Here is a 19,608-nt window from a genome sequence, read left to right on the forward strand (position 1 = left end):
CCGATGGAGATAATCCTCGCCGCTATGCGTGGTGACGGTGGCGGTCGTCTCGGTCATCCCCCAGCCGTTGCCGGGCGCCGCCTTCAACTCGGCGGCGATCCTGCGGACCAGTTCGGGCGCGGACGGCGCGCCGCCATAGCCGACGCTTTCCAGGCTCGACAGATCGTAGCGGTGCCGATCGGGATGCTCCAGGATCTGCCACGCGATCGTCGGTACACCGCCGGTCACGTTCACCCGCTCGCGTTCGATGATCTCCATCGCGCGCACCGCCTCGAACTTGCGCATGTAGATATTGGTGTGGCCCGCCGCGACCGCGCTCATCAACCCCGCCGACAGCGCGGTGGCATGGAACAGCGGGATCACCGTCAGCGACACCTTGCGCGCCGGATCCGGCAAGGGATCGCCCCTGCGCAGCACGCTGCGCGCGGCGGCGTAGCCGCTCGACAGGATGTTCGTCATGAAGTTCCGGTGCGTCGCCAGCGCGCCCTTGGGCTTGCCGGTGGTGCCGCTGGTATAAAGGATCGTCGCCTCGTCGTCTGACACCAGTTCCGCCGCCGGCAGGTCACGATCGGGCAACGTCGCCCAATCGTGTGGCGTGCCGATCAGGTCCTCGATCCGCTCCGCACCCTCGACCGGGGCGCTCGCCCGCGCGACGATGACATGGCGCAGCGCGGGCAAATCGGCGCGATGCGGCCCGATTCGCTGCCAGCGCTCATCATCCGCGAACAACAGCATGGCGCCCGAATCGGCCAGACCGTAGCAAAGCTCCTCGGCGGTCCACCAGGCATTCAACGGCACCGCGATCGCGCCGATGACGGTCGCCGCGAAGAAGGCGACGACCCATTCGGGCAGGTTGCGTGCCGCCACCGCCACGCGATCGCCCTTTCGCACGCCCAGGTCGCGATAATGCGCCGCGAGTGCCGCGATCGCGCGATATTGCGCTTCATACGTAACCCGCTCGTCCTCGTGGATCGTCGCCAGCGCGCTACCCGCCGGCTCACCATGCGAGCGCGAATGCCGTACCAGCGCGGCCATGTGCGGCGGCGCGTTCTTCCACACGCGGGTGGGCAAGCCGCCTACCGGCACCGTCTCCATCTCGAAGCGCGATCCCGGCGCGGTCAACGCCGCGCGCACCGCCTCCATCGTCATTGCGGGCCAGGCACGTTCGCTCGTCACGGCATTCCTCTCATTACGCTGATCCGTCCGTCACTTGAACATCGGGTTCGTTTCAGCACGAGACTAGAGTTGATTTCCTCCGCGCTCAAGCGATAGGAGACCAGGCAACATTCGAACCGCTGGTATGGAGGGCGCATGAAGATCGCGAAGCCCGAGAGAAACGGCTTTGACCCGGCGCGCCTGAACCGGATCGATGCGTTCCTGAAAGAGCAATATCTCGACTCGGGGCAGTTCGCGAACGCTCAGCTATTGATCGCGCGCGAGGATCAGGTCGTCCATTTCAGCTCGATGGGCACTGCGCGCGAAAATGGCGGCACCGTCGACGAAGGGTCGCTGTTTCGCATCGCGTCGATGACGAAGCCGGTCACCTCGGTCGCCTTTATGATGCTTGTCGAGGAAGCGAAGGTCGCGCTCGACACGCCGGTGCACCACGTGCTGCCCGAATTGAAAGGCGTCGGCGTCTATCAAGGGGGCGGCGCAGGCGTTCCGTTCGTCACCCGGCCCTGCGAACAGCCGATGCGGATGCTGGACCTGCTACGCCATACGGCGGGCTTCACCTATGGCTTCCAGAACCGCAGCAACATCGACGCGGCGCATCGCGAGCTGAAGCTCGAGAATTGGCACGGCAATTTCGATCTCGACGGCTTCGTCGCGCAGCTCGGCAAGCTGCCGCTGGAATTCTCGCCGGGAACGAGCTGGAACTATTCGGTCGCGACCGACGTGCTCGGGCTGGTGGTGGAGCGCGTGTCCGGCATGAAGCTGCCGCGCTTCTTCGAGGAGCGCATTTTCACACCGCTGAAGATGCACGACACCTTCTTCACGGTGCCGGGCGACAAGATCGACCGGCTCACCGACTGCTATACGCTGGTGCCCGGCAAGGGACGCCAGATGTTCGATCGCGGCGCGGAGAGCATGTGGTCTGTCCCGTTCAAGTTCATGTCGGGTGGCGGCGGGCTGGTGTCGACCGCGCTCGATTATCATCGCTTCTGCCTGATGTGTCAGAACGGCGGCGAATTGGATGGCGCGCGTATCCTGGGCCGCAAGACGCTGGACCTGATGACGCGGAACCACCTGCCCGGTGGCGCGGACCTGTCGAGCATGTCGCGTTCGCTGTTCAGCGAGGCGCAGAACGCTGGCACCGGCTTCGGCCTGGGCTTCGCGGTGACCATCGACACCGCTCGTTCGATGATGCCCGGATCGGTCGGCGAATATTATTGGGGCGGGATGTTTTCGACCGCGTTCTTCATCGACCCGGTCGAAAAGCTGCACATGGTCTTCATGACGCAATTGTCGCCATCGATGATCTACCCGATCCGCCGCGAGTTGAAGACGATGATCTACGCCGCGCTGACATGAACCATCGTGGCCCGGCGCGGGCCTAGCCCGATCCGGCAAGGCGCAGCGACGCTGCGCGGTGCCGACCGACGACCACCTTCGATACTGGACCCCGGCCTTCGCCGGGGAACAAGGAGTAGCATATGACCACCCCCTCCCCCGTCCGTACCGAACGCCACGGCGACATCCTCGTCATCATATCCGACTCGCCTCCGGTGAACGCGCTGGGCGCGGCGGTGCGTGACGGGCTGGAAGCCGGGGTGAAAGAAGGCGTCGCGGATGCCAGCATCAAGGCGATGGTGCTGCGCTGCGACGGACGCACCTTCTTCGCGGGCGCGGACATCACCGAATTCGGCAAGCCCCCGAAAGGCGCGTCGCTGCATGAAGTGATCGACATGATGGACGCCAGCGACAAGCCGATCGTCGCGGCGATCCACGGCACCGCGCTGGGCGGCGGATGCGAGGTCGCGCTGGCGTGCCATTATCGCGTCGCGGTGCCCTCGGCGAAGCTCGGTCTGCCGGAGGTGAAGCTGGGGCTGCTGCCCGGCGCGGGCGGCACGCAGCGGCTACCGCGCGTTGTCGGCGTGAAGGCGGCGCTGGAAATGATCGCGATCGGCGACCCGATCGGCGCGCAGAAGGCCGCCGATGTCGGGCTGATCGACAAGGTGGTCGGCGAAGGCTCGCTGGAGGCGGATGCGATCGCCTTTGCCAGGGAGATCGCGGACAAGCGACCGATCCCGCGCGTCCGCGACAAGAGCGTCTCGCCCGACCCGGAGGCAGTCGAGGCGTTCCGCAAGGCGAACGGCCGCAAGATGCGCGGCTTCGATGCCCCGGAGGCGTGCATCGCCTGCGTCGTCGCGGCGAGCGAAAAGCCCTTCATCGAGGGCATGCAGTTCGAACGCGAACAGTTCATGAAGCTGATGACCGGCACGCAATCCGCCGCACAGCGCCACATCTTCTTCGCCGAGCGACAGGCCGCCAAGATCGACGACGTCGATCCGAAGACCCCGCTGCGCCCGATCAACAGAGTGGGGGTGATCGGCGCCGGCACGATGGGCGGCGGGATCAGCATGAACTTCCTGTCGGCGGGCATCGCGGTAACGATCGTCGAGATGCAGCAGGAAGCCCTCGACCGCGGCACCGGGGTGATGCGCAAGAATTACGAGGCATCCGCCGCCAAGGGCCGCATCAAGCCCGATGCCCCCGAGAAAGCGATGGGTCTGCTGACGCCCACGCTCAGCCTCGACGACCTTGCCGACTGCGACCTGATCATCGAGGCGGTATATGAGAATATGGACGTGAAGAAGGAGATCTTCACGAAGCTGGACGCGATCGCCAAGCCGGGTGCGATCCTGGCCAGCAACACCAGCTATCTCGACATCGACGAGATCGCGGCGGTGACGAAGCGGCCCGAGGACGTGGTCGGCATGCACTTCTTCTCGCCCGCCAATGTGATGAAGCTTCTGGAGGTGGTGCGCGGCGCGAAGACCGCGAAGGACGTGCTCGCCACCGTGATGGATCTCGCCAAGAAGATCCGCAAGGTCGCGGTCGTCGCTGGGGTCTGCCATGGCTTTATCGGCAACCGCATGCTCGCGCCGCGCCAGCTGGAAGCCAACAAGCTGCTGATGGAAGGCGCCACGCCGCAGCAGATCGACAAGGTCCACACCGATTTCGGCATGCCGATGGGGCCGTTCCAGATGGCCGACCTCGCCGGGGTCGATATCGGCTGGCACCGCGATCCCACCCGGATCGAGAACATCCGCGACGCGCTCGCCGCCGAAGGGCGCTGGGGCCAGAAGAAGGGCGCGGGCTTCTACGACTATGACGAGAAGCGCAATCCGGCCCCCAGCGCGCGCGTGGCGGAGATCATCGAGGATTTCCGCAGCCGCTCGAACATGCCGAAGCGCGAGATCACCGATCAGGAGATCGTCGAGCGGACGCTGTATCCGATGGTCAACGAAGGCGCGCTGATCCTCGAGGAAGGCAAGGCGCAGCGGGCGAGCGACATCGATGTGGTGTGGATCTACGGCTATGGCTGGCCGGTCTATCGCGGCGGCCCGATGTTCTGGGCGCAGACCGAAGGGCTCGGCAATGTGGTCGCCGGGCTGGAGAAGCACGGCTTCAAGGTCGCACCGAGCCTGAAGCAGGCAGCCGAGACGGGTGGTTCGTTGTGATCCTCTCCGCGCCGGGGATGATGTCGTGACCGAACCCGGCGCACGCGCGATTGCCGCCGCGGTGCGGTCGGGTCGGACCACCGCCCTGGCCGAGACCGAGGCGGCGATCGCACGCATCGAGGCGCGGGACGGGTCGTTGAACGCGGTGGTGGTCCGCGACTTCGATCGCGCGCGCGCCGCCGCCGCCGATCTTGACGCGCGCATCGCGCATGGCTTCGACGCGCCATTGCTCGGCGTGCCGATGACGATCAAGGAAAGCTACGACATCGCCGGCCTGCCGACGACGTTCGGCTTCGAGGAGCATCGCGGCTTCATCGCGCAACAGGACGCGGTCACGGTGCAGCGGCTGAAGGCGGCGGGGGCGATCCTGCTCGGCAAGACCAACGTGCCCACCGCGCTGGCCGACCTGCAATCGAACAACCCGGTCTATGGCCGCACGCGCAACGCGATCGACCCGACGCGCAGCGCTGGCGGTTCATCGGGAGGCTCGGCGGTCGCGGTTGCCGCCGGGATGGTGCCGCTCGAATTCGGCTCCGACATCGGTGGTTCGATCCGCGTGCCCGCTGCCTTCAACGGTGTGTGGGGCCATAAGCCGACATGGGGCGTCCTGCCGGTGGATGGGCATTTCTTCCCCGGCACCGATAGCGCGCGTCTCGTGCTGTCGGTGATCGGCCCGATCGCGCGCGACGCCGACGATCTGGCAACCGCGCTCGATATCGTCGCGGATCACCCGCTCGCCCCAGCGCGACAGCATGATCAGGGCCGCTGGCGCGTCCTGCTGCTGACCGGGCACCCGCTCGCCAAGGTACAGGCGGATATCGTCGCCGCGTTGGAGCGGCTCGGCGAACGGCTGGCCGCGGCCGGCGCGCGGATCGACCGGACGAGCACCTTGCTGCCCGATCTGGCCCGCCATCACGACGGCTATTGGAAGATGCTCAATATCGCGATGTCCCGCGGTAGGCCGCCGCACGCGGATCAGGCGCCGCCGACGCTGGAGACGTGGCTGCATTTGCATGACGAGCAGGCGCGCATGCAGCGGCAATGGCGGCGGCTGTTCAGCACCTATGACGTGGTCATCGCGCCGACCGTCGGCATGACCGCCTTTCCGCACGACGATACGCCGCTGGCGGAACGGCGCCTGGATATCGACGGGGACGATACGTTGTTCTTCCATCAGTTCGTCTTTCCGGGCCTTGCTACCTTCCCGATGCTGCCCGCGACCAGCGTGCGGATCGGCACCGACCGGGACGGCCTGCCGATCGGCGTGCAGGTGATTGCCGACCTGTACGCTGACCATAGCGCCATCGCCGCCGCCCGCACCGCATACGAGATTTCATGGAGCGACCAATGAGCACCGACCTCGACACCTTCCGTCAAGAGACGCGCGCCTGGCTGGAGGCGAACTGCCCGCCCGAGATGCGCGAGCCGATTCGCAGCGACAAGGACGTCGCCTGGGGCGGCCGCGATCAGTCCGACATGACGCCCGCGCAGAAGCAGTGGATGGACAGGATGGGCGAACGCGGCTGGACCGTGCCCGATTGGCCCAAGGAATATGGCGGCGGCGGATTGTCGGCCGCCGAAACCAAGGTGCTGCGCGAGGAGATGGCGGCCATCCGCGCACGCAATCCGCTGAATTCCTTCGGTATATCGATGCTCGGGCCGGCGCTTCTGAAATATGGCACGGAGGAACAGAAGAAGCGTTTCCTGCCAGAGATCGCGCGCGGCGAGATCCGCTGGTGTCAGGGTTATTCAGAGCCCAATGCCGGCTCCGACCTCGCCAGCCTCGCCACCAGCGCCGAGGATCACGGCGACCATTTCGTCATCAACGGCCAGAAGATCTGGACCAGCTACGCCGACAAGGCGGACTGGATCTTCTGCCTCGTGCGTACCGACAGGACCAACAAGCATAACGGCATCAGCTTCGTGCTGTTCGACATGCGCACGCCGGGGGTAACGACCAAGCCGATCCTGCTGATCAGCGGCTATTCGCCGTTCTGCGAAACCTTCTTCGACAATGTGAAGGTGCCGAAGGAAAATCTGGTCGGCGAGCTCAACAAGGGCTGGGACGTCGCCAAATATCTGCTCGGGCATGAGCGCGAGATGATTTCCGGCATGGGCCTGGGTGGTACGTCGGGGAAGAATCCGCTGGTGATCGGCGCGCTGGCGACGATCGGCACCGATCACGACGGCCGTCTGGCCGACCCGCTGCTGCGCGCGCAGATCGCCTTGTTCGAGGTTCGCGCGAAGGCGTTTGCGGCACAGAGCGAGCGGTTCATCGACGAATTGAAGGCCGGGCGCGCGCATCCGGCACAGCCCAGCATGATGAAATATTACGGCACCGAACTGAACAAGGCGCGATACGAGCTGGTGATGTCGGCGGGTGGCTCCGACCAATTGGAGTGGGAAAGCGACGCCTCCGATCACGGTCGCGAGGCGCGCGCCTGGCTGCGCACCAAGGCGAACTCGATCGAGGGCGGCACCAGCGAGGTTCAGCTCAACATCATCGCCAAGCGGATCCTGGAATTGCCGTCGTAGCGGCCCGTTCCCCTGCGAAGGCAGGGTCCATGTCTGCCGGGGTGCAAGATGACATCCCGCAGGCATGACGACGGTCCGGTGTCAGCCTGATTGCCCATTGAAAGCCATAGGCCCCTGCCTGCGCGGGGGCGACGGAGTTGCCGACATGCCCCTCTTCCTCAACGACGAACAGACCATGCTGCGAGATACGGCGAAGGACTTCGTCGCCGCCTCCGCCCCCGTCAGCCATATGCGCGCCCTGCGCGACAGCAACGACGCCACCGGCTTCTCGCGCGACCTGTGGAAGCAGTTCGCGGAGATGGGTTTTACCGGCATCCTGATCGGCGAGGACGCCGGCGGACTGGGCCTCGGCCATGTCGAGGCGGGCGTGGTGCTGGAGGAGATCGGGCGCAACCTGTCGCCCTCCCCCTTCCTCACCACCGCGGTCGCGGCGGTCGAGGCGCTGAAGGGGAGCGCGCAGGCGGAGCGCTGGTACCCCGGCATCCTGTCGGGCGATACCATCGCCGCGCTGGCGATCGACGAAGGGGCGAAGCATCGCAATTCGGTGGGGATGACCGCCGAGCGCGCGGGCAATGGCTTCAGGCTGTCGGGAAAGAAGCAGTTCGTCACGCATGGCCATGTCGCCGATCTGCTGATCGTCGCGGCCCGCACCGCGGGATCGACTGATGACGAACAGGGCGTCACGCTGTTCGCGGTTCCCAAGGACGCTGCCGGGCTGACCGCCACTCCCGAGCGGCTGGCCGACGCCAGCCTCGCCGCGCGGGTGACGTTCGAGGGGGTAGAGGTCGATGCCGATGCGGTGATCGGCGAGGTCGATGCAGGGCGCGATCCGCTCGGTCGACTGCTGCGCGCCGGCCGCACGGGCGCCTCGGCGGAAATGCTCGGCGTCGGCGGCGGCGCGATGGATATGACGATCGGTTATCTGAAGGAGCGCAAGCAGTTCGGCACGTTGATCGGCAGCTTCCAGGCGCTGCAGCATCGGGCGGCACACCTCTATGCGGAGATGGAGGTGGCCCGTGCCGCGGTGCTGAAGGCACAGCAATTGCTCGACGCGGGTGACGACAAGGCGGAGCAGGCGGTGTCGGTCGCGAAGGCGATGACCGGGCTGGCCACCACGCTGGCGGTGCAGGAGGGCGTCCAGATGCACGGCGGCATGGGGATGACCGATGCCTTCGACATCGGCTTCTACATGAAGCGGGGTCGTGTCCTGGCGGAGATGTTCGGCGATTCGAACTTCCATGCCGATCTGCTGGCGCGCGCGGCCGGCTATTGATGACCGGCCATACTCCCGCCTAGGCGGGGGCCGGTATATTGACGCACCGCGGATGGCCCCGGCCCCCGCGCTCGCGGGAGCTTTTCGCATGACTGACACCCCCGCCCCTACGCCCGCCGCACTGGCCGCGGATCTGGTCGACCTGCTCGATGTCGAGGAGATCGATACCGACCTGTATCGCGGACGGCGTTCCAGGGGCGGCGTCGGCCGTGTCTTCGGGGGGCAGGTGATCGCGCAGGCGCTGCAGGCGGCGCAGCGCTCGACCGACGACGCCGGCAAGATCGCGCATTCGCTCCATGCCTATTTCATGCGGGCCGGGTCGGAGGATCACCCGATCATCTATCGGGTCGTGCGCGATTTCGAGGGCAAAAGCTTCGCGACGCGCCGCGTGATCGCGATGCAGCGCGGGCAGCCGATCCTGAATATGGCCGCCTCCTTTCAGGTCCCCGAGGATGGCTATCATCATCAGGATGCGATGCCCGACGTGCCACCGCCCGAGGAATTGCAAAGCGAAGCGGAATTACGCGCGGCAGAGAGCGCGCATGTCGAGGAGCGTTTCCGCCGGCAGCTCACCCGCCCGCGCCCGATCGAGATCCGGCCGGTTTTTCCCCGCAAATGGCTCAACCCCACTCCGGCGGAGCCTATACAGCACAGCTGGTTTCGCGTGGTGGCGCCAATCGGTGACGATCCCGCGATCCATCGCGCGGTAGTGGCCTATGCGAGCGCCATGGCGCTGCTCGGCACCTGCATGCTGCCCCAGGGCGTGAACTGGACGACGCCCGGCTTCCAGTCGGCGAGCCTCGATCATGCCTTGTGGCTGCACGAACCGATCCGTGCCGATCAATGGATGCTCTATGCCACTGACAGTCCTTGGGCCGGGCATGCGCGCGGGATGAACCGCGGCAAGATTTTCAGTGCCGAAGGGCGGCTGGTCGCGAGCGTCGCACAGGAAGGGTTGATCCGGATGCGTCAGCCAAGGGGCTGACGCAGCACGGTCAGCCGCGCCTCATGCCGGCTCGTGGATCGGGCAGCGATTGCGTGCCTGACGGAAATCGGCGGAGTGGCGATAGGTGTCGCGACGGGCGCGATTGATGTTGCCGAGCGGGCGATGCGCGGCAAGCCCGGTCCAGACGCTGAAGCGCATCGTTTCATTGACCTTTTCAACGCGGTCGGCGTCCCAACTGTCCTGCGCCGCGACGCGGATCACCCCGACGCGCTGGAACGGCGCCTCCTCCTCCTCCCACTGCCTGGTGGCGTCCTCGACCGGCTGCCGATCGAGATCGCGTGACAGTTGCACGCGGAATTCCCATTCACCGGCCATCGCGCGCATATTGTCCCGCACCGTTTCGCGAAGCGCATCCGGCCGACCCGACGTGTCGATGATCGCCCCGCTCCGCTCCCTCAGCCCAGGGGCGACGGGCACGATGCTGAACTTCGCGATATGGTCCCCGTATCGGAACGGCGTGGCGCTATAATAAGTCTCGCCGATCGGATCGACATTGGGTGCGCCGCCAAGGGTGCGAATGGTCGGGCTCTCGATCCCGATCGCGGTGAGCGCGCTATTCACGCCGCGCAATACCGCCGACAACGCCTTCTTGCCGCCCTCGGCGACATCGGTGGTCTTCGCCAGCAGCTTCAGGCTGCCCAGGAATTTCTCCGCGGTCTTCGCCTGGAAAATCGGCGCGTTGACGAGGATGAAATCCTGCGTCCGCCCCTCCGCGTCGGGCAGCCGCTCACCGTCGACGTCGCACACCTTGATCGCCAGACCGCGCGGCACCGAGATGGCGTCATCCAGGATATCGCCGGGGTTGGTCGAGAAACGGAGATAGACGCGGTGCTCACCGGGCGTGGCGAACATTCCCTGCGCCAGTTCGGCCGGCAGGTCCGCGTCGATCGTCAGCGTACCCTCCAGGATGCCATGCGCCTTGGCATGGACCGATCGGACGGCGTGGCCATAATCCTCGGCAGTGGTTTCGAGGATCGTGTCGAATGTCTGGTTCAGCTCGGCGATCGTCTCCGCTTCGCCCGGTTGGACGACCTCGACCTCGGGCGTGTAGCGGACCGCGGCAGCGAGCATGATGTTTCTCCTGAAAAGTTCAGGATAAACACTTGCTACAACGGGCCGTTCCGAGGGTCAGACAGCGGTACGGCCATATTCCTGCTTGGTCACGGGATGGCTCGACGACAAGCCGCCGTCGACCGCGATCGCCTGACCGTTGACATAGCTGGCGTCGTCGCTGGCCAGAAACAACGCCACTTTCGCCAGCTCCTCGGGCTGGGCGCCGCGCCGTAGCGGGTTGAGCCGGCCAACTCGATCCATCTTTCCCGCCTCGCGCGCATAGTCGAATGTCGGCCGGGTCATGCCGGTCTCGGTCAGGCCGGGACAGATCGCATTGACGCGCACGTTCGAGCCCGAAAGCTGCTGCGCGGACACCATCGCGAGATTGATCACCCCGGCCTTCGACGCGGAATAAGCGGGCGAGCCGGCTCCCGAGCGGATCCCTGCGACACTGGCGGTGAGCACGATCGCGCCACCACCACGCTCGGCGATCCGCGGCGCGGCGTGTTTAACCGCCAGATACGGACCGATCAGATTGACGCGCAGTACCTCGGTGATCAACGACACGTCGGTATCGAAAATGTTCGCCATCCCGCCGGAGATACCGGCATTCGCGAACATCACGTCCAGCCCGCCGAACCGGTCGCAGGCCAGCGCCACCGTCCTGGTCACGTCATCCTCATTGCCCGCGTCGATGCGGATCGCTTCGGCGATGCCGCCCGCGTCGCGGATCGCCTGCGCGGTCGCATCGGCGGTGTCGTTGATATCCGCCACCACCACGCGCCCGCCCTCCGCCGCGAACAGCATCGCCGCGGCGCGGCCAATGCCCGAACCCGCCCCGGTGACGATGACCGATTTGTCCTGGAACCGCATCTGAGATTCTCCTTCCCGTTCATGGTGAGCGGACGCTGAGCGAGGTCGACGCGCCGTCTCGAACCGCTGGTCCTTCACGGCGGACCATTCACCTTCGTTTGATTTCTCCGCAGAACGAACGGAGCCTGCCGCCATATGCGGCCGTCAGATCGTCACGCCGCCATCGATGACCATCGTCTGCCCGGTCATGAACGTGCTCGCGGAACTGGCGAGATAGACGACCGCCCCGGCGATCTCCTCGGGTTCGCCGATCCGGCGCAGGGGCGTGGCGGCGTTGCGCGCCGCGACCGCCTGTTCATCCTCCCACAGCGCCTTGGCGAAATCGGTCTTGATCAAGCCGGGTGCGATGCAGTTCACGCGGATGCCATATTGTCCATATTCGTGCGCCAGATTGCGCGCGAGCTGCATATCCGCCGCCTTGCTGATGCAATACGCGCCGATCACGGTCGACCCGCGCAAGCCGCCGATCGAAGAGACGATGACGATCGATCCCTCGCCACGCTCCTTCATCTCCGGCGCCACCATCGCGATCAGCCAGTGATTCGAGACGATATTGTTGTCGAGGATCTTGCGGAACTGGTCGTCCGCGATTCCTTCCTGCGGGCCGTAATAAGGATTGGAGGCGGCGTTGCAGACCAGCACGTCGATCCGCCCGAACGCCGCGCGCGTCGCATCGACCAACGCCTGCAATCCGGCCTTGTCGGAAATGTTGGCGGCCACCGCGAGCGCCGTCCCGGCACCGAAGCGCGCATCGATCTCGTTCGCGACCTCGTCGCAAGCATCCTGCTTGCGGCTGGAGATGACGACCTTCGCCCCCTGCTCCGCGCAGGCGATCGCAGACGCCTTGCCGATCCCGCGCGACGAGCCGGTGATGAGCACGACCTTGTCGGTCAGATCGAACATCGGCATCTCATCACCCTCCCGTCATTCTCGCGGTTCACGCCTGGCTCACGCCCCCGCCTTTTGTGCGAACGCCCAGGCCGCATCGGCCAGCATGGGCACCCGCTTCGCGGTTTCCTCGGCACGCGCATTGCTCGCGGTGCCGACCAGAACACGTTTCTTGATGCCCTGGACGATGCTGGCGAGCCGGAACAGGTTGAAGGCGAAGTACCATTCAAGCTGGGGCACGCCATCCCGGCCGGTGCGCGCGCAATAGCGATCGACCATCTCCGACAGCTCCGGAATGCCCGTCTCGGCGCCGGTCAGCCCCATCACGCCGGAACGCCCCTCAGGCTCGGTCACCCAGCTCATCAGATAATAAGTCAAGTCGGCGATCGGATCGCCGAGTGTGCACAGCTCCCAGTCGAGCACCGCCGCCACGCGCGGCTCGGTGCCCGGGGCGAACTTCATATTGTCGACGCGATAGTCGCCATGGACGATCGTGGTGCGCGTCTGCTCTGGCACGGTGCGCGGCAGCCATTCGATCAGCGCTTCCATCGCCGGCATCGTTTCGGTCTCGGCACCGCGATACTGCTTGATCCAGCGCGACACCTGGCGCTCGAAATAATTGCCCGGCCGCCCGAACGTCTCCAGCCCCGCCGCGATATGATCGACATTGTGCAGGTCAGCCAGCGTGTCGATCATCGCGTGATAATGATCGCGCCGTTGCGGCGGCGTCAGATCGGGCATCGACCCGTCCCAGATCGTCCGCCCCTCCACCATCTCCATCACGTAAAAGGCGGACCCGACGACCGAATCATCCTCGCACAGGCCATATTGCCGCGGCACCGGAAAGCCGGTGCCGTGCAGGGCCGCCATGACGCGATATTCGCGATCGACCTGGTGCGCCGATGGCAGCAGCTCGCCCATCGGCTTGCGCCGCAGCACGTAATCGCCGCCTGGCGTTATCAGCTTGTACGTCGGGTTCGATTGGCCGCCCGCGAATTTGGCATAGGTCAGCGGCCCGGCGAACCCCTCGACGTGATCGCGCATCCATGCCGACAGACGATCCACGTCGAGCCGATCACGCTCCGCAATGTCTTGCTGAAGGCTGTTGTCGGTCATGCGTCAAAGGTGATCACATTGCGCGTCGCATCGCCCTTGCGCAGTTCATCGAACGCATGGTTGATCCGATCGAGCGGCAGTCGCTCGGCAATGATCGTATCGAGGTCGAGCAGCCCGCGCTGGTAGAAATCCACGAGCCGCGGAATATCCACTGGAAAGCGGTTCGATCCCATCAATCCCCCCTGCAGCCTCTTCCCGGACAGCAGGTCCATCGCCGACAGACCGACCTTTTCGGCGAGCGGCATCATCCCCAGGATCGTCGCGGTGCCGCCACGACGCAGCACCGACACGGTGGTGGCCGCCGATTGCGGGCGCCCCACCGCCTCGATCGCATGATGGACCCCGCCTTTCGACAGTTCGACCACCTCGGCGACGACATTGTCCGCCAGTGCATCGAACGTGTGGGTCGCGCCGAGTTTTTCGGCGATGGCGCGCTTTTCCGGCACCGGGTCGAGCGCGATGATCTTGCCCGCGCCCGCGATCTTCGCCGCGTTCACCGCCGCCAGCCCGATACCGCCGCAGCCGACAACGCACACCGTCTCCCCCGGCGAGACGTCGGTGGTGTTGAATACCGCCCCGGCGCCCGTGGTCACCGCACAACCGATCAGCGCGGCGCGATCGAGCGGCATGTCGCGATCGATCGCGACACAGGCATGCTCATGCACCAGCATCATCTCGGCATAGGCACTGAGGTTCAGCATCTGGTTGACGGTGCCGCCATCGGCCAGGCGCAGGCGCGGCTCGTCCTTCGATCCGCGGCGCGTTTCGGAGCTGACGCACAGGAACATCCGGCCGGTGATGCAGAATTCGCAATGGCCGCAAAAGGCGGACAGGCAGGTGACGACATGATCGCCCGGCCTGACCGTGCGCACCTCGTCGCCCACCGCCTCGACCACCCCCGCCGCCTCATGGCCGGGGATAGCGGGCAACGGATGCGGATAGGCACCGTCGACAAAATGCAGGTCGGACCGGCACACGCCGACCGCATGGGTGCGGATCAGCACCTCTCGCGGGCCGGGTTTGGATACGGTCACCTCCGCCACTTCGAGCGGCTTCTTGGTCTCGAACAGGACCGCGGCCTTCATGATAATGTCCTCTCACTAACGTCCATATGCGGCCGCTCCCGCGCAGGCAGGGGCGACATCTGCATCGTCAGCGGCTCACCCCGATATCGCCGCTCGACACCTGAAGATCACGGTCGTTGGAGGGGCGATCGGCCTTCCAGTCGGAATATTTGCCGAGTTCGTTGCGCGCGATCGCCCGGGCATGCACCTCGTCCGGGCCGTCCGCGAAGCGCAGTGTCCGCATCGCGGCCCAGGCATGGGCGAGCCCGAAATCGTCCGCGACGCCACCACCGCCATGCGCCTGGATCGCATCGTCGAGGATCTTCAGCGCCATGTTCGGCGCCTGCACCTTGATCATCGCGATTTCCTGCTGCGCCGCCTTGTTGCCGGCGCGATCCATCATGTCGGCCGCCTTGAGGCAGAGCAGGCGGGTCATCTCGATGTCGATCCGTGCGCGTGCGAGCCGCTCTTCCCATACCGAATGGTCCGCGATCCGCTTGCCGAAGGCGACCCGGCTGACCAGCCGCTTCGCCATCTTCTCGATCGCGATTTCGGCGACGCCGATCGTGCGCATGCAATGGTGGATGCGGCCCGGTCCCAGCCGGCCCTGCGCGATTTCGAACCCACGGCCCTCGCCCAGGATGACATTCTCGACCGGCACGCGAACATCGGTGAAGCTCACCTCGCCATGGCCATGCGGCGCGTGATTGTAGCCGTAGACCGACAGCATGCGCTCGATCTTCACGCCCGGCGTATCCATCGGCACTAGGACCTGGCTCTGCTGCTGGTGACGGGAACCCTCGAAGCTGGTCTTGCCCATCAGGATGCCGATCTTGCAACGCGGATCGCCCACGCCCGACGACCACCATTTGCGGCCGTTGATCACATAATGATCCCCGTCCCGCTCGATCCGGGTTTCGATATTGGTCGCGTCGGACGATGCCACCGCTGGCTCCGTCATCAGGAACACCGAGCGGATCTCGCCATTCATCAGCGGACGCAGCCACCGCTCCTTCTGGTCGAGCGTGCCGTAGCGGTGGAGCACCTCCATGTTGCCGGTATCAGGCGCGGAGCAATTGAAACATTCGCTCGCCCAACCGAGCTTGCCCATCTCCTCGGCGCACAGCGCATATTCGAGGTTGGTCAACTGCGTGCCCTCGAACTCGAACGTGTCGTCGACATGCTGCTGCCCGGAATGCGGCGGCATGAAGAAATTCCACAGCCCCGCTTCGCGTGCCTTGACCTTCACTTCCTCGATGACCGGGATCACCTTCCACGGCTCGCCTTCGTCATGCTGACGATGGTACTCGGCATCGCGGGGGGCGATATGGGTAGCGATAAAATCCCGGACCCGATCCCTGAAAAAGGTCTCGCGCTCGCTTAGCGTGAAGTCCATCGCATCTCTCCCACGTCGCCGTTCGGGAGCGACTTAGGCCATACCGCTTATTCGGTAAAGCATCAGAATCACCCATTCGCCCCAACGTCGCGGCCCATCTTCGCCATGCGGAAAAGGGACTGTATCTTCGAAAGCGGCGTTGCTAACGTCGACCGGATGGGGGACGCACGCACCGACGACACGACAAGCACGCGGCGCTTTCGCGAGAAGCGCGAGGCCATCCTCGCGGCCGCGGCGGAGGCGATCAACGAACAGAGCGCGAAGGGCATGACCTTCGCCGACGTCGCCCGGCGCGTCGGCCTCAACACCACCAGCGTCACGTATTATTTCAAGCGGAAGGAGGACCTTGCCGCCTCCGCGTTCGAGCACACGCTGGACTATCTTCTGGCGATGCTGGCCGAGGCAGCCGAGGAGGCGTCGCCGGTGGCACGTGTCGAGCGGCTGCTGACCATCAACATGGCGCGGCTGGGGCGAATCGAGCGTGGGGAAGAACGCCCCTTCGCCGTTCTGTCGGATCTGCGCGCGATGGACGAGCCAGCGCGATCCGGGTTGATGAGCAGCTGGCGTGAGGTGTTCCGCCGTACCCGCGCCTTGTGGGGCGAAGCGCGCGGCCGCGCCGCGACCGATCTCGCGGGGGCACGCGCGCATGTGTTGCTGGAGAATCTCTTCTGGCTGCCGGTCTGGCTGCCCCGCTACGAGATAGACCAGCATGCGCGCGCCGGCGCATGGTTGATGGACATCTTCCGCCACGGCGTCGCGGGGCCGAACGCGACGTGGCGCCCGCGGGCGATCGCCGCGCCGTTCGACGATGCGATGCCGGGTCGCGAGGCGTTCCTGCTTGCAGCGACGCGACTGATCAACGAGCTGGGCTATCGCGGTGCGTCGGTGCAGCGGATCGCGTCGGAACTGAACGTCACCAAGGGCAGCTTCTACCATCATCTCGACGCCAAGGACGATCTGGTCGTCGCCTGCTACCAGCGCAGTTTCGACACGATTGCGGCGACACAGCGCGCCGCCGACCAGCTTGGCGGATCGCACTGGCAGCGGCTGAGCGACTCGATCGCCGCGCTGATCGAGGTGCAATTCTCCGAACATGCCTCACTTCTGCGGACGACGGCGCTCAGTGGTCTGCCCGCCGGAGAGCGGCAGTCGATGGTCGACCGGTCGAACCGCATCGCCCGCCGCTTCGCCGGCACGATGATGGATGGCATCGCGGAAGGAACCATCAGGCCCGTCGACAGCCTGATCGCCAGCCAGGCGATGATGGCGTTCCTGAACGCGGCGTTCGACATGCGCAAATGGTCCTCGACGATGCCGCGCGAGCGCGCGGTATCGATGTATGCCTCGACGTTGATGCTCGGGATGTTCGATGATCGCGCGCTGAACGCCTGATCGCGGCAGATCTAGGTCGCCGCGCCCAGCGCTTTTTCCCGCGCGCCCAGCGCTATCTGGTTGAGCGGCCCCCGCCGCCGCAGGAAGTCGCGTACCGAGCAGCCAAGAAACAGATGCGAGTCGCGCAGGAAGTGCGAACGATCCCAATATCCGGCCTGTTCGAGCAGCAGCGCGCTATCCTCCGGCCTGGTCAGGATGCCGCTCAATGCCCGTAGAAAGCGCGTGCGCCGCAGCAACAGCTTGGGCGTGAAACCGAAGTTGAAACGGGTCATCGCGGCAAGCGCGCGTGGCGCCATTTCCAGCGCCTCCGCCATCGTCTCGATCCGCGTCGTTGCCGGATCCTCGAGCATCGCGGTCAGTTGCGCGATCCGCGGATCGGCGGGGGGGCGCCGCTGCAGACGCGCCTCCAGCCATTGCGAAAAGACCGTCACCACATCGCCGCCATCGGCCAGCGCATGCCGCAGGGCCAACGCGCCATTATCAAGGCTTTCCAACGACACGACGCGATTGGCGTAGCGCGAGACGTCCCCCCCGAACAACTGGGTCCAGCCGAACGGCTTCAGTCCGACACCCAGCAGCGTACCGCCCCGGCTGAGCGCGTAGCCGGCAAGGCTCGTCGGGCCGAAGAAGGACGCGACAGGTACCGGCTCGAAGACGCGATTGCCGATCCGCACCGACCATGGCGCCGCCTCGTCCAGCGTGATCCGGATCGTTGCCCAGCTTGGCAAGAATGCGTCCTGGTACCCATCGGGCACATGCGGAACGCGGAACCGATGAAAGCCGGTAACGTAATCTTGCAGTACACCGCTCGCCTTCCAGTAGACGACCGGTGAGTTCTCATCCCCCATGCGCCTTTCCCCCCAAAGGCTAGTGAAGACTCGCCTCATAAAGGCGATATTCGACGCCGCAATAGTCCGATTAAAATAGACATTGCCTAACCTGTCGCGCGTTTCTTCATCAACACGCCCGCGCGCCAATAAAGAAAGATCGGCACCGGCGTGATCATTGATACCGCTAGCATGGCATACCGCAACGACTGTTCCCCAAACGTCGGCACGAGCCAGTCGCTCAATTGCCCGACCGCGAGCGGCCCGACACCCAGGCCGATCAGATTGACCGTCAGCAGCGTCAACGCGGCCCACATCGCCCGCAAACGCAGCGGCGCGAGATGCTGGATCAGCGCATAGGTCGGCCCGAGATAGACGCCCGCGAACAGCAGCGAGACAAAATAGGCGCCGATCGCGATCACCGGGTGATCGAAGAAATAGAAGGATACCGCGAACGGAAAGGCGATCAGTTTCATCGCCGCGATCACCCACGCCTGGCTGTGAAGGCCGTAACGTTTCGCCATACGATCCGCCACGGCGCCGCCCATCAGCGCCGATACGCCGCCCACCAGCGCGGCGGGCAAAGCGATATAATTGGCGACCTGCAACATCGACAGGCCGAGCGAACGCTGCATATAGCTGGGGCCCCAGCCGGTCAGCGCATAGCCGACCAGCGACGTCAGCGTCATTGCCGCGACAAGGTGAAGCGCGGCAGGATCGCGAAGCATCGCCATGAAGCCGCGCCACATGCTGGGCATCGGCTGCGCCTCTTCCTCCGCCACGCGGGCCGCGTCCGACAACCCGCGGCGTGGCTCGGCAACGAAGAAGCGGACGATCAGCGCGAGCGCGATACCCGGTACGCCGACGACCATCATCGCCGCGCGCCAGCCATGGGCATGCGCGACGTTACCGCCAATCATGATGCCCAGCCCGCCGCCCAGCAGCACGCCGAGCGAATAGATCGCCATCGCGCTCGCGCGTTTCTCCGGTGGATATAGATCCGCGATGATCGACTGACTGGGGGGCCCCGCCCCCGCCTCCCCCACCCCGACGCCGACACGGGCGAGCAACAGGTGCGTGAAATTCTGCGCGACGCCGCACAACGCCGTCATCACGCTCCATACCGCAAGGCTGGCGGCGATGATGTTACGTCGACTGGTGCGATCGGCAAGCCGCGCGATCGGAATGCCCAACGTGGCGTAGAAAACGGCGAAGACCAGTCCCGACAACAGGCCAAGTTGTGTATCGGTCAACGAAAGATCGTGCTTGATTGGCTCCAGCAGGATCGCAAGAATCTGCCGGTCCATGAAGCTGAAAAAATAGGTTAGCGTCAGCAACGCCAATGTGACGCCACGACGCTTCAAGACCAACGTGTCGGCGATTTCTGGACGCGAGCCGATCGTCTCTGCCATGCGTACCCTTCCTTACCATATTTTACAAGAGAGGGTAGCTAACCGATGTATCGATGGCCATCATCAACTTACATAGATCACAATTATT

16 protein-coding genes are annotated in these 19,608 nt (G+C 65.2%); 7 read left to right on the top strand and 9 right to left on the bottom strand.

Annotation, left to right across the window (positions count from 1 at the left end; all coding sequences use genetic code 11):
- Positions 1–1,149: class I adenylate-forming enzyme family protein (locus ACFDSW_RS05740; protein WP_375249336.1), on the bottom strand; the 1,149-nt coding region annotated here is incomplete at its 3' end.
- 162 nt (positions 1,150–1,311) lie between these two features.
- On the opposite strand from ACFDSW_RS05740, the gene ACFDSW_RS05745 reads away from it, so the two are divergent.
- The 6 genes from ACFDSW_RS05745 to ACFDSW_RS05770 all read left to right on the top strand — a co-directional run bounded on the left by ACFDSW_RS05745 (position 1,312) and on the right by ACFDSW_RS05770 (position 9,478).
- The gene (locus ACFDSW_RS05745; protein ID WP_375249321.1) at positions 1,312–2,532 is read left to right on the top strand and encodes a serine hydrolase domain-containing protein; all 1,221 of its coding nucleotides are present in this window, start codon (positions 1,312–1,314) and stop codon (positions 2,530–2,532) included.
- Between the two features lie 122 nt (positions 2,533–2,654).
- Positions 2,655–4,685 carry a 3-hydroxyacyl-CoA dehydrogenase NAD-binding domain-containing protein gene (locus ACFDSW_RS05750; RefSeq protein WP_375249322.1) on the top strand — a complete coding sequence of 677 codons (2,031 nt, stop codon included), beginning with the start codon at positions 2,655–2,657 and terminating at the stop codon, positions 4,683–4,685.
- A gap of 25 nt (positions 4,686–4,710) precedes the next feature.
- Positions 4,711–6,036, top strand: coding sequence for an amidase family protein (locus ACFDSW_RS05755; protein ID WP_375249323.1), 1,326 nt, complete (start codon positions 4,711–4,713; stop codon positions 6,034–6,036).
- Positions 6,033–7,220, top strand: coding sequence for an acyl-CoA dehydrogenase family protein (locus ACFDSW_RS05760; protein ID WP_375249324.1), 1,188 nt, complete (start codon positions 6,033–6,035; stop codon positions 7,218–7,220). The genes ACFDSW_RS05755 and ACFDSW_RS05760 overlap by 4 nt, the downstream gene beginning before the upstream one ends.
- A 145-nt stretch (positions 7,221–7,365) precedes the next feature.
- Complete coding sequence (locus ACFDSW_RS05765) at positions 7,366–8,493, top strand: acyl-CoA dehydrogenase family protein (RefSeq protein ID WP_375249325.1); 1,128 nt, start codon at positions 7,366–7,368, stop codon at positions 8,491–8,493.
- Between the two features lie 88 nt (positions 8,494–8,581).
- The gene (locus ACFDSW_RS05770; RefSeq protein ID WP_375249326.1) at positions 8,582–9,478 is read left to right on the top strand and encodes an acyl-CoA thioesterase; all 897 of its coding nucleotides are present in this window, start codon (positions 8,582–8,584) and stop codon (positions 9,476–9,478) included.
- 21 nt (positions 9,479–9,499) lie between these two features.
- Here the strand turns inward: ACFDSW_RS05770 and ACFDSW_RS05775 are convergent, their stop codons facing one another.
- The 6 genes from ACFDSW_RS05775 to ACFDSW_RS05800 all read right to left on the bottom strand — a co-directional run bounded on the left by ACFDSW_RS05775 (position 9,500) and on the right by ACFDSW_RS05800 (position 15,889).
- Positions 9,500–10,570 carry a catalase family protein gene (locus ACFDSW_RS05775; protein WP_375249327.1) on the bottom strand — a complete coding sequence of 357 codons (1,071 nt, stop codon included), beginning with the start codon at positions 10,568–10,570 and terminating at the stop codon, positions 9,500–9,502.
- A 57-nt stretch (positions 10,571–10,627) separates the two neighbouring features.
- Complete coding sequence (locus ACFDSW_RS05780; RefSeq protein ID WP_375249328.1) at positions 10,628–11,425, bottom strand: SDR family NAD(P)-dependent oxidoreductase; 798 nt, start codon at positions 11,423–11,425, stop codon at positions 10,628–10,630.
- A gap of 144 nt (positions 11,426–11,569) precedes the next feature.
- Entirely contained in the window at positions 11,570–12,334 is a 765-nt protein-coding gene (locus ACFDSW_RS05785) for an SDR family NAD(P)-dependent oxidoreductase (protein ID WP_375249329.1), read from the bottom strand.
- A 39-nt stretch (positions 12,335–12,373) separates the two neighbouring features.
- Positions 12,374–13,429: a phosphotransferase family protein gene (locus tag ACFDSW_RS05790; protein ID WP_375249330.1), complete on the bottom strand. Its 1,056-nt coding sequence runs from the start codon at positions 13,427–13,429 to the stop codon at positions 12,374–12,376.
- Positions 13,426–14,514, bottom strand: coding sequence for a Zn-dependent alcohol dehydrogenase (locus ACFDSW_RS05795; RefSeq protein ID WP_375249331.1), 1,089 nt, complete (start codon positions 14,512–14,514; stop codon positions 13,426–13,428). Before ACFDSW_RS05795 ends, ACFDSW_RS05790 begins: the two co-directional genes overlap by 4 nt.
- 67 nt (positions 14,515–14,581) lie before the next feature.
- Entirely contained in the window at positions 14,582–15,889 is a 1,308-nt protein-coding gene (locus ACFDSW_RS05800) for an acyl-CoA dehydrogenase family protein (RefSeq protein WP_375249332.1), read from the bottom strand.
- 156 nt (positions 15,890–16,045) lie between these two features.
- Here ACFDSW_RS05800 and ACFDSW_RS05805 point away from each other — a divergent pair, with 156 nt between their 5' ends.
- Entirely contained in the window at positions 16,046–17,281 is a 1,236-nt protein-coding gene (locus ACFDSW_RS05805; protein ID WP_375249333.1) for a TetR family transcriptional regulator, read from the top strand.
- Positions 17,282–17,292: 11 nt separating this feature from the next.
- Here the strand turns inward: ACFDSW_RS05805 and ACFDSW_RS05810 are convergent, their stop codons facing one another.
- Both ACFDSW_RS05810 and ACFDSW_RS05815 read right to left on the bottom strand, forming a co-directional pair.
- The gene (locus ACFDSW_RS05810; RefSeq protein WP_375249334.1) at positions 17,293–18,009 is read right to left on the bottom strand and encodes a helix-turn-helix domain-containing protein; all 717 of its coding nucleotides are present in this window, start codon (positions 18,007–18,009) and stop codon (positions 17,293–17,295) included.
- A 206-nt stretch (positions 18,010–18,215) separates the two neighbouring features.
- Positions 18,216–19,520: a spinster family MFS transporter gene (locus ACFDSW_RS05815; RefSeq protein ID WP_375249335.1), complete on the bottom strand. Its 1,305-nt coding sequence runs from the start codon at positions 19,518–19,520 to the stop codon at positions 18,216–18,218.
- Positions 19,521–19,608 lie beyond the last annotated feature (88 nt).

The organism is Sphingomonas sp. (assembly GCF_042091075.1).
GTDB lineage: Bacteria > Pseudomonadota > Alphaproteobacteria > Sphingomonadales > Sphingomonadaceae > Sphingomonas.

Coding starts and splice junctions, on each gene's coding strand:
- ACFDSW_RS05745 (WP_375249321.1), top strand. CDS start 1,312: ATGAAGATCGCGAAGCCCGAGAGAAACGGCTTTGACCCGGCGCGCCTG.
- ACFDSW_RS05750 (WP_375249322.1), top strand. CDS start 2,655: ATGACCACCCCCTCCCCCGTCCGTACCGAACGCCACGGCGACATCCTC.
- ACFDSW_RS05760 (WP_375249324.1), top strand. CDS start 6,033: ATGAGCACCGACCTCGACACCTTCCGTCAAGAGACGCGCGCCTGGCTG.
- ACFDSW_RS05765 (WP_375249325.1), top strand. CDS start 7,366: ATGCCCCTCTTCCTCAACGACGAACAGACCATGCTGCGAGATACGGCG.
- ACFDSW_RS05770 (WP_375249326.1), top strand. CDS start 8,582: ATGACTGACACCCCCGCCCCTACGCCCGCCGCACTGGCCGCGGATCTG.
- ACFDSW_RS05775 (WP_375249327.1), bottom strand. CDS start 10,570: ATGCTCGCTGCCGCGGTCCGCTACACGCCCGAGGTCGAGGTCGTCCAA.
- ACFDSW_RS05780 (WP_375249328.1), bottom strand. CDS start 11,425: ATGCGGTTCCAGGACAAATCGGTCATCGTCACCGGGGCGGGTTCGGGC.
- ACFDSW_RS05785 (WP_375249329.1), bottom strand. CDS start 12,334: ATGCCGATGTTCGATCTGACCGACAAGGTCGTGCTCATCACCGGCTCG.
- ACFDSW_RS05790 (WP_375249330.1), bottom strand. CDS start 13,429: ATGACCGACAACAGCCTTCAGCAAGACATTGCGGAGCGTGATCGGCTC.
- ACFDSW_RS05795 (WP_375249331.1), bottom strand. CDS start 14,514: ATGAAGGCCGCGGTCCTGTTCGAGACCAAGAAGCCGCTCGAAGTGGCG.
- ACFDSW_RS05800 (WP_375249332.1), bottom strand. CDS start 15,889: ATGGACTTCACGCTAAGCGAGCGCGAGACCTTTTTCAGGGATCGGGTC.
- ACFDSW_RS05805 (WP_375249333.1), top strand. CDS start 16,046: ATGGGGGACGCACGCACCGACGACACGACAAGCACGCGGCGCTTTCGC.
- ACFDSW_RS05815 (WP_375249335.1), bottom strand. CDS start 19,520: ATGGCAGAGACGATCGGCTCGCGTCCAGAAATCGCCGACACGTTGGTC.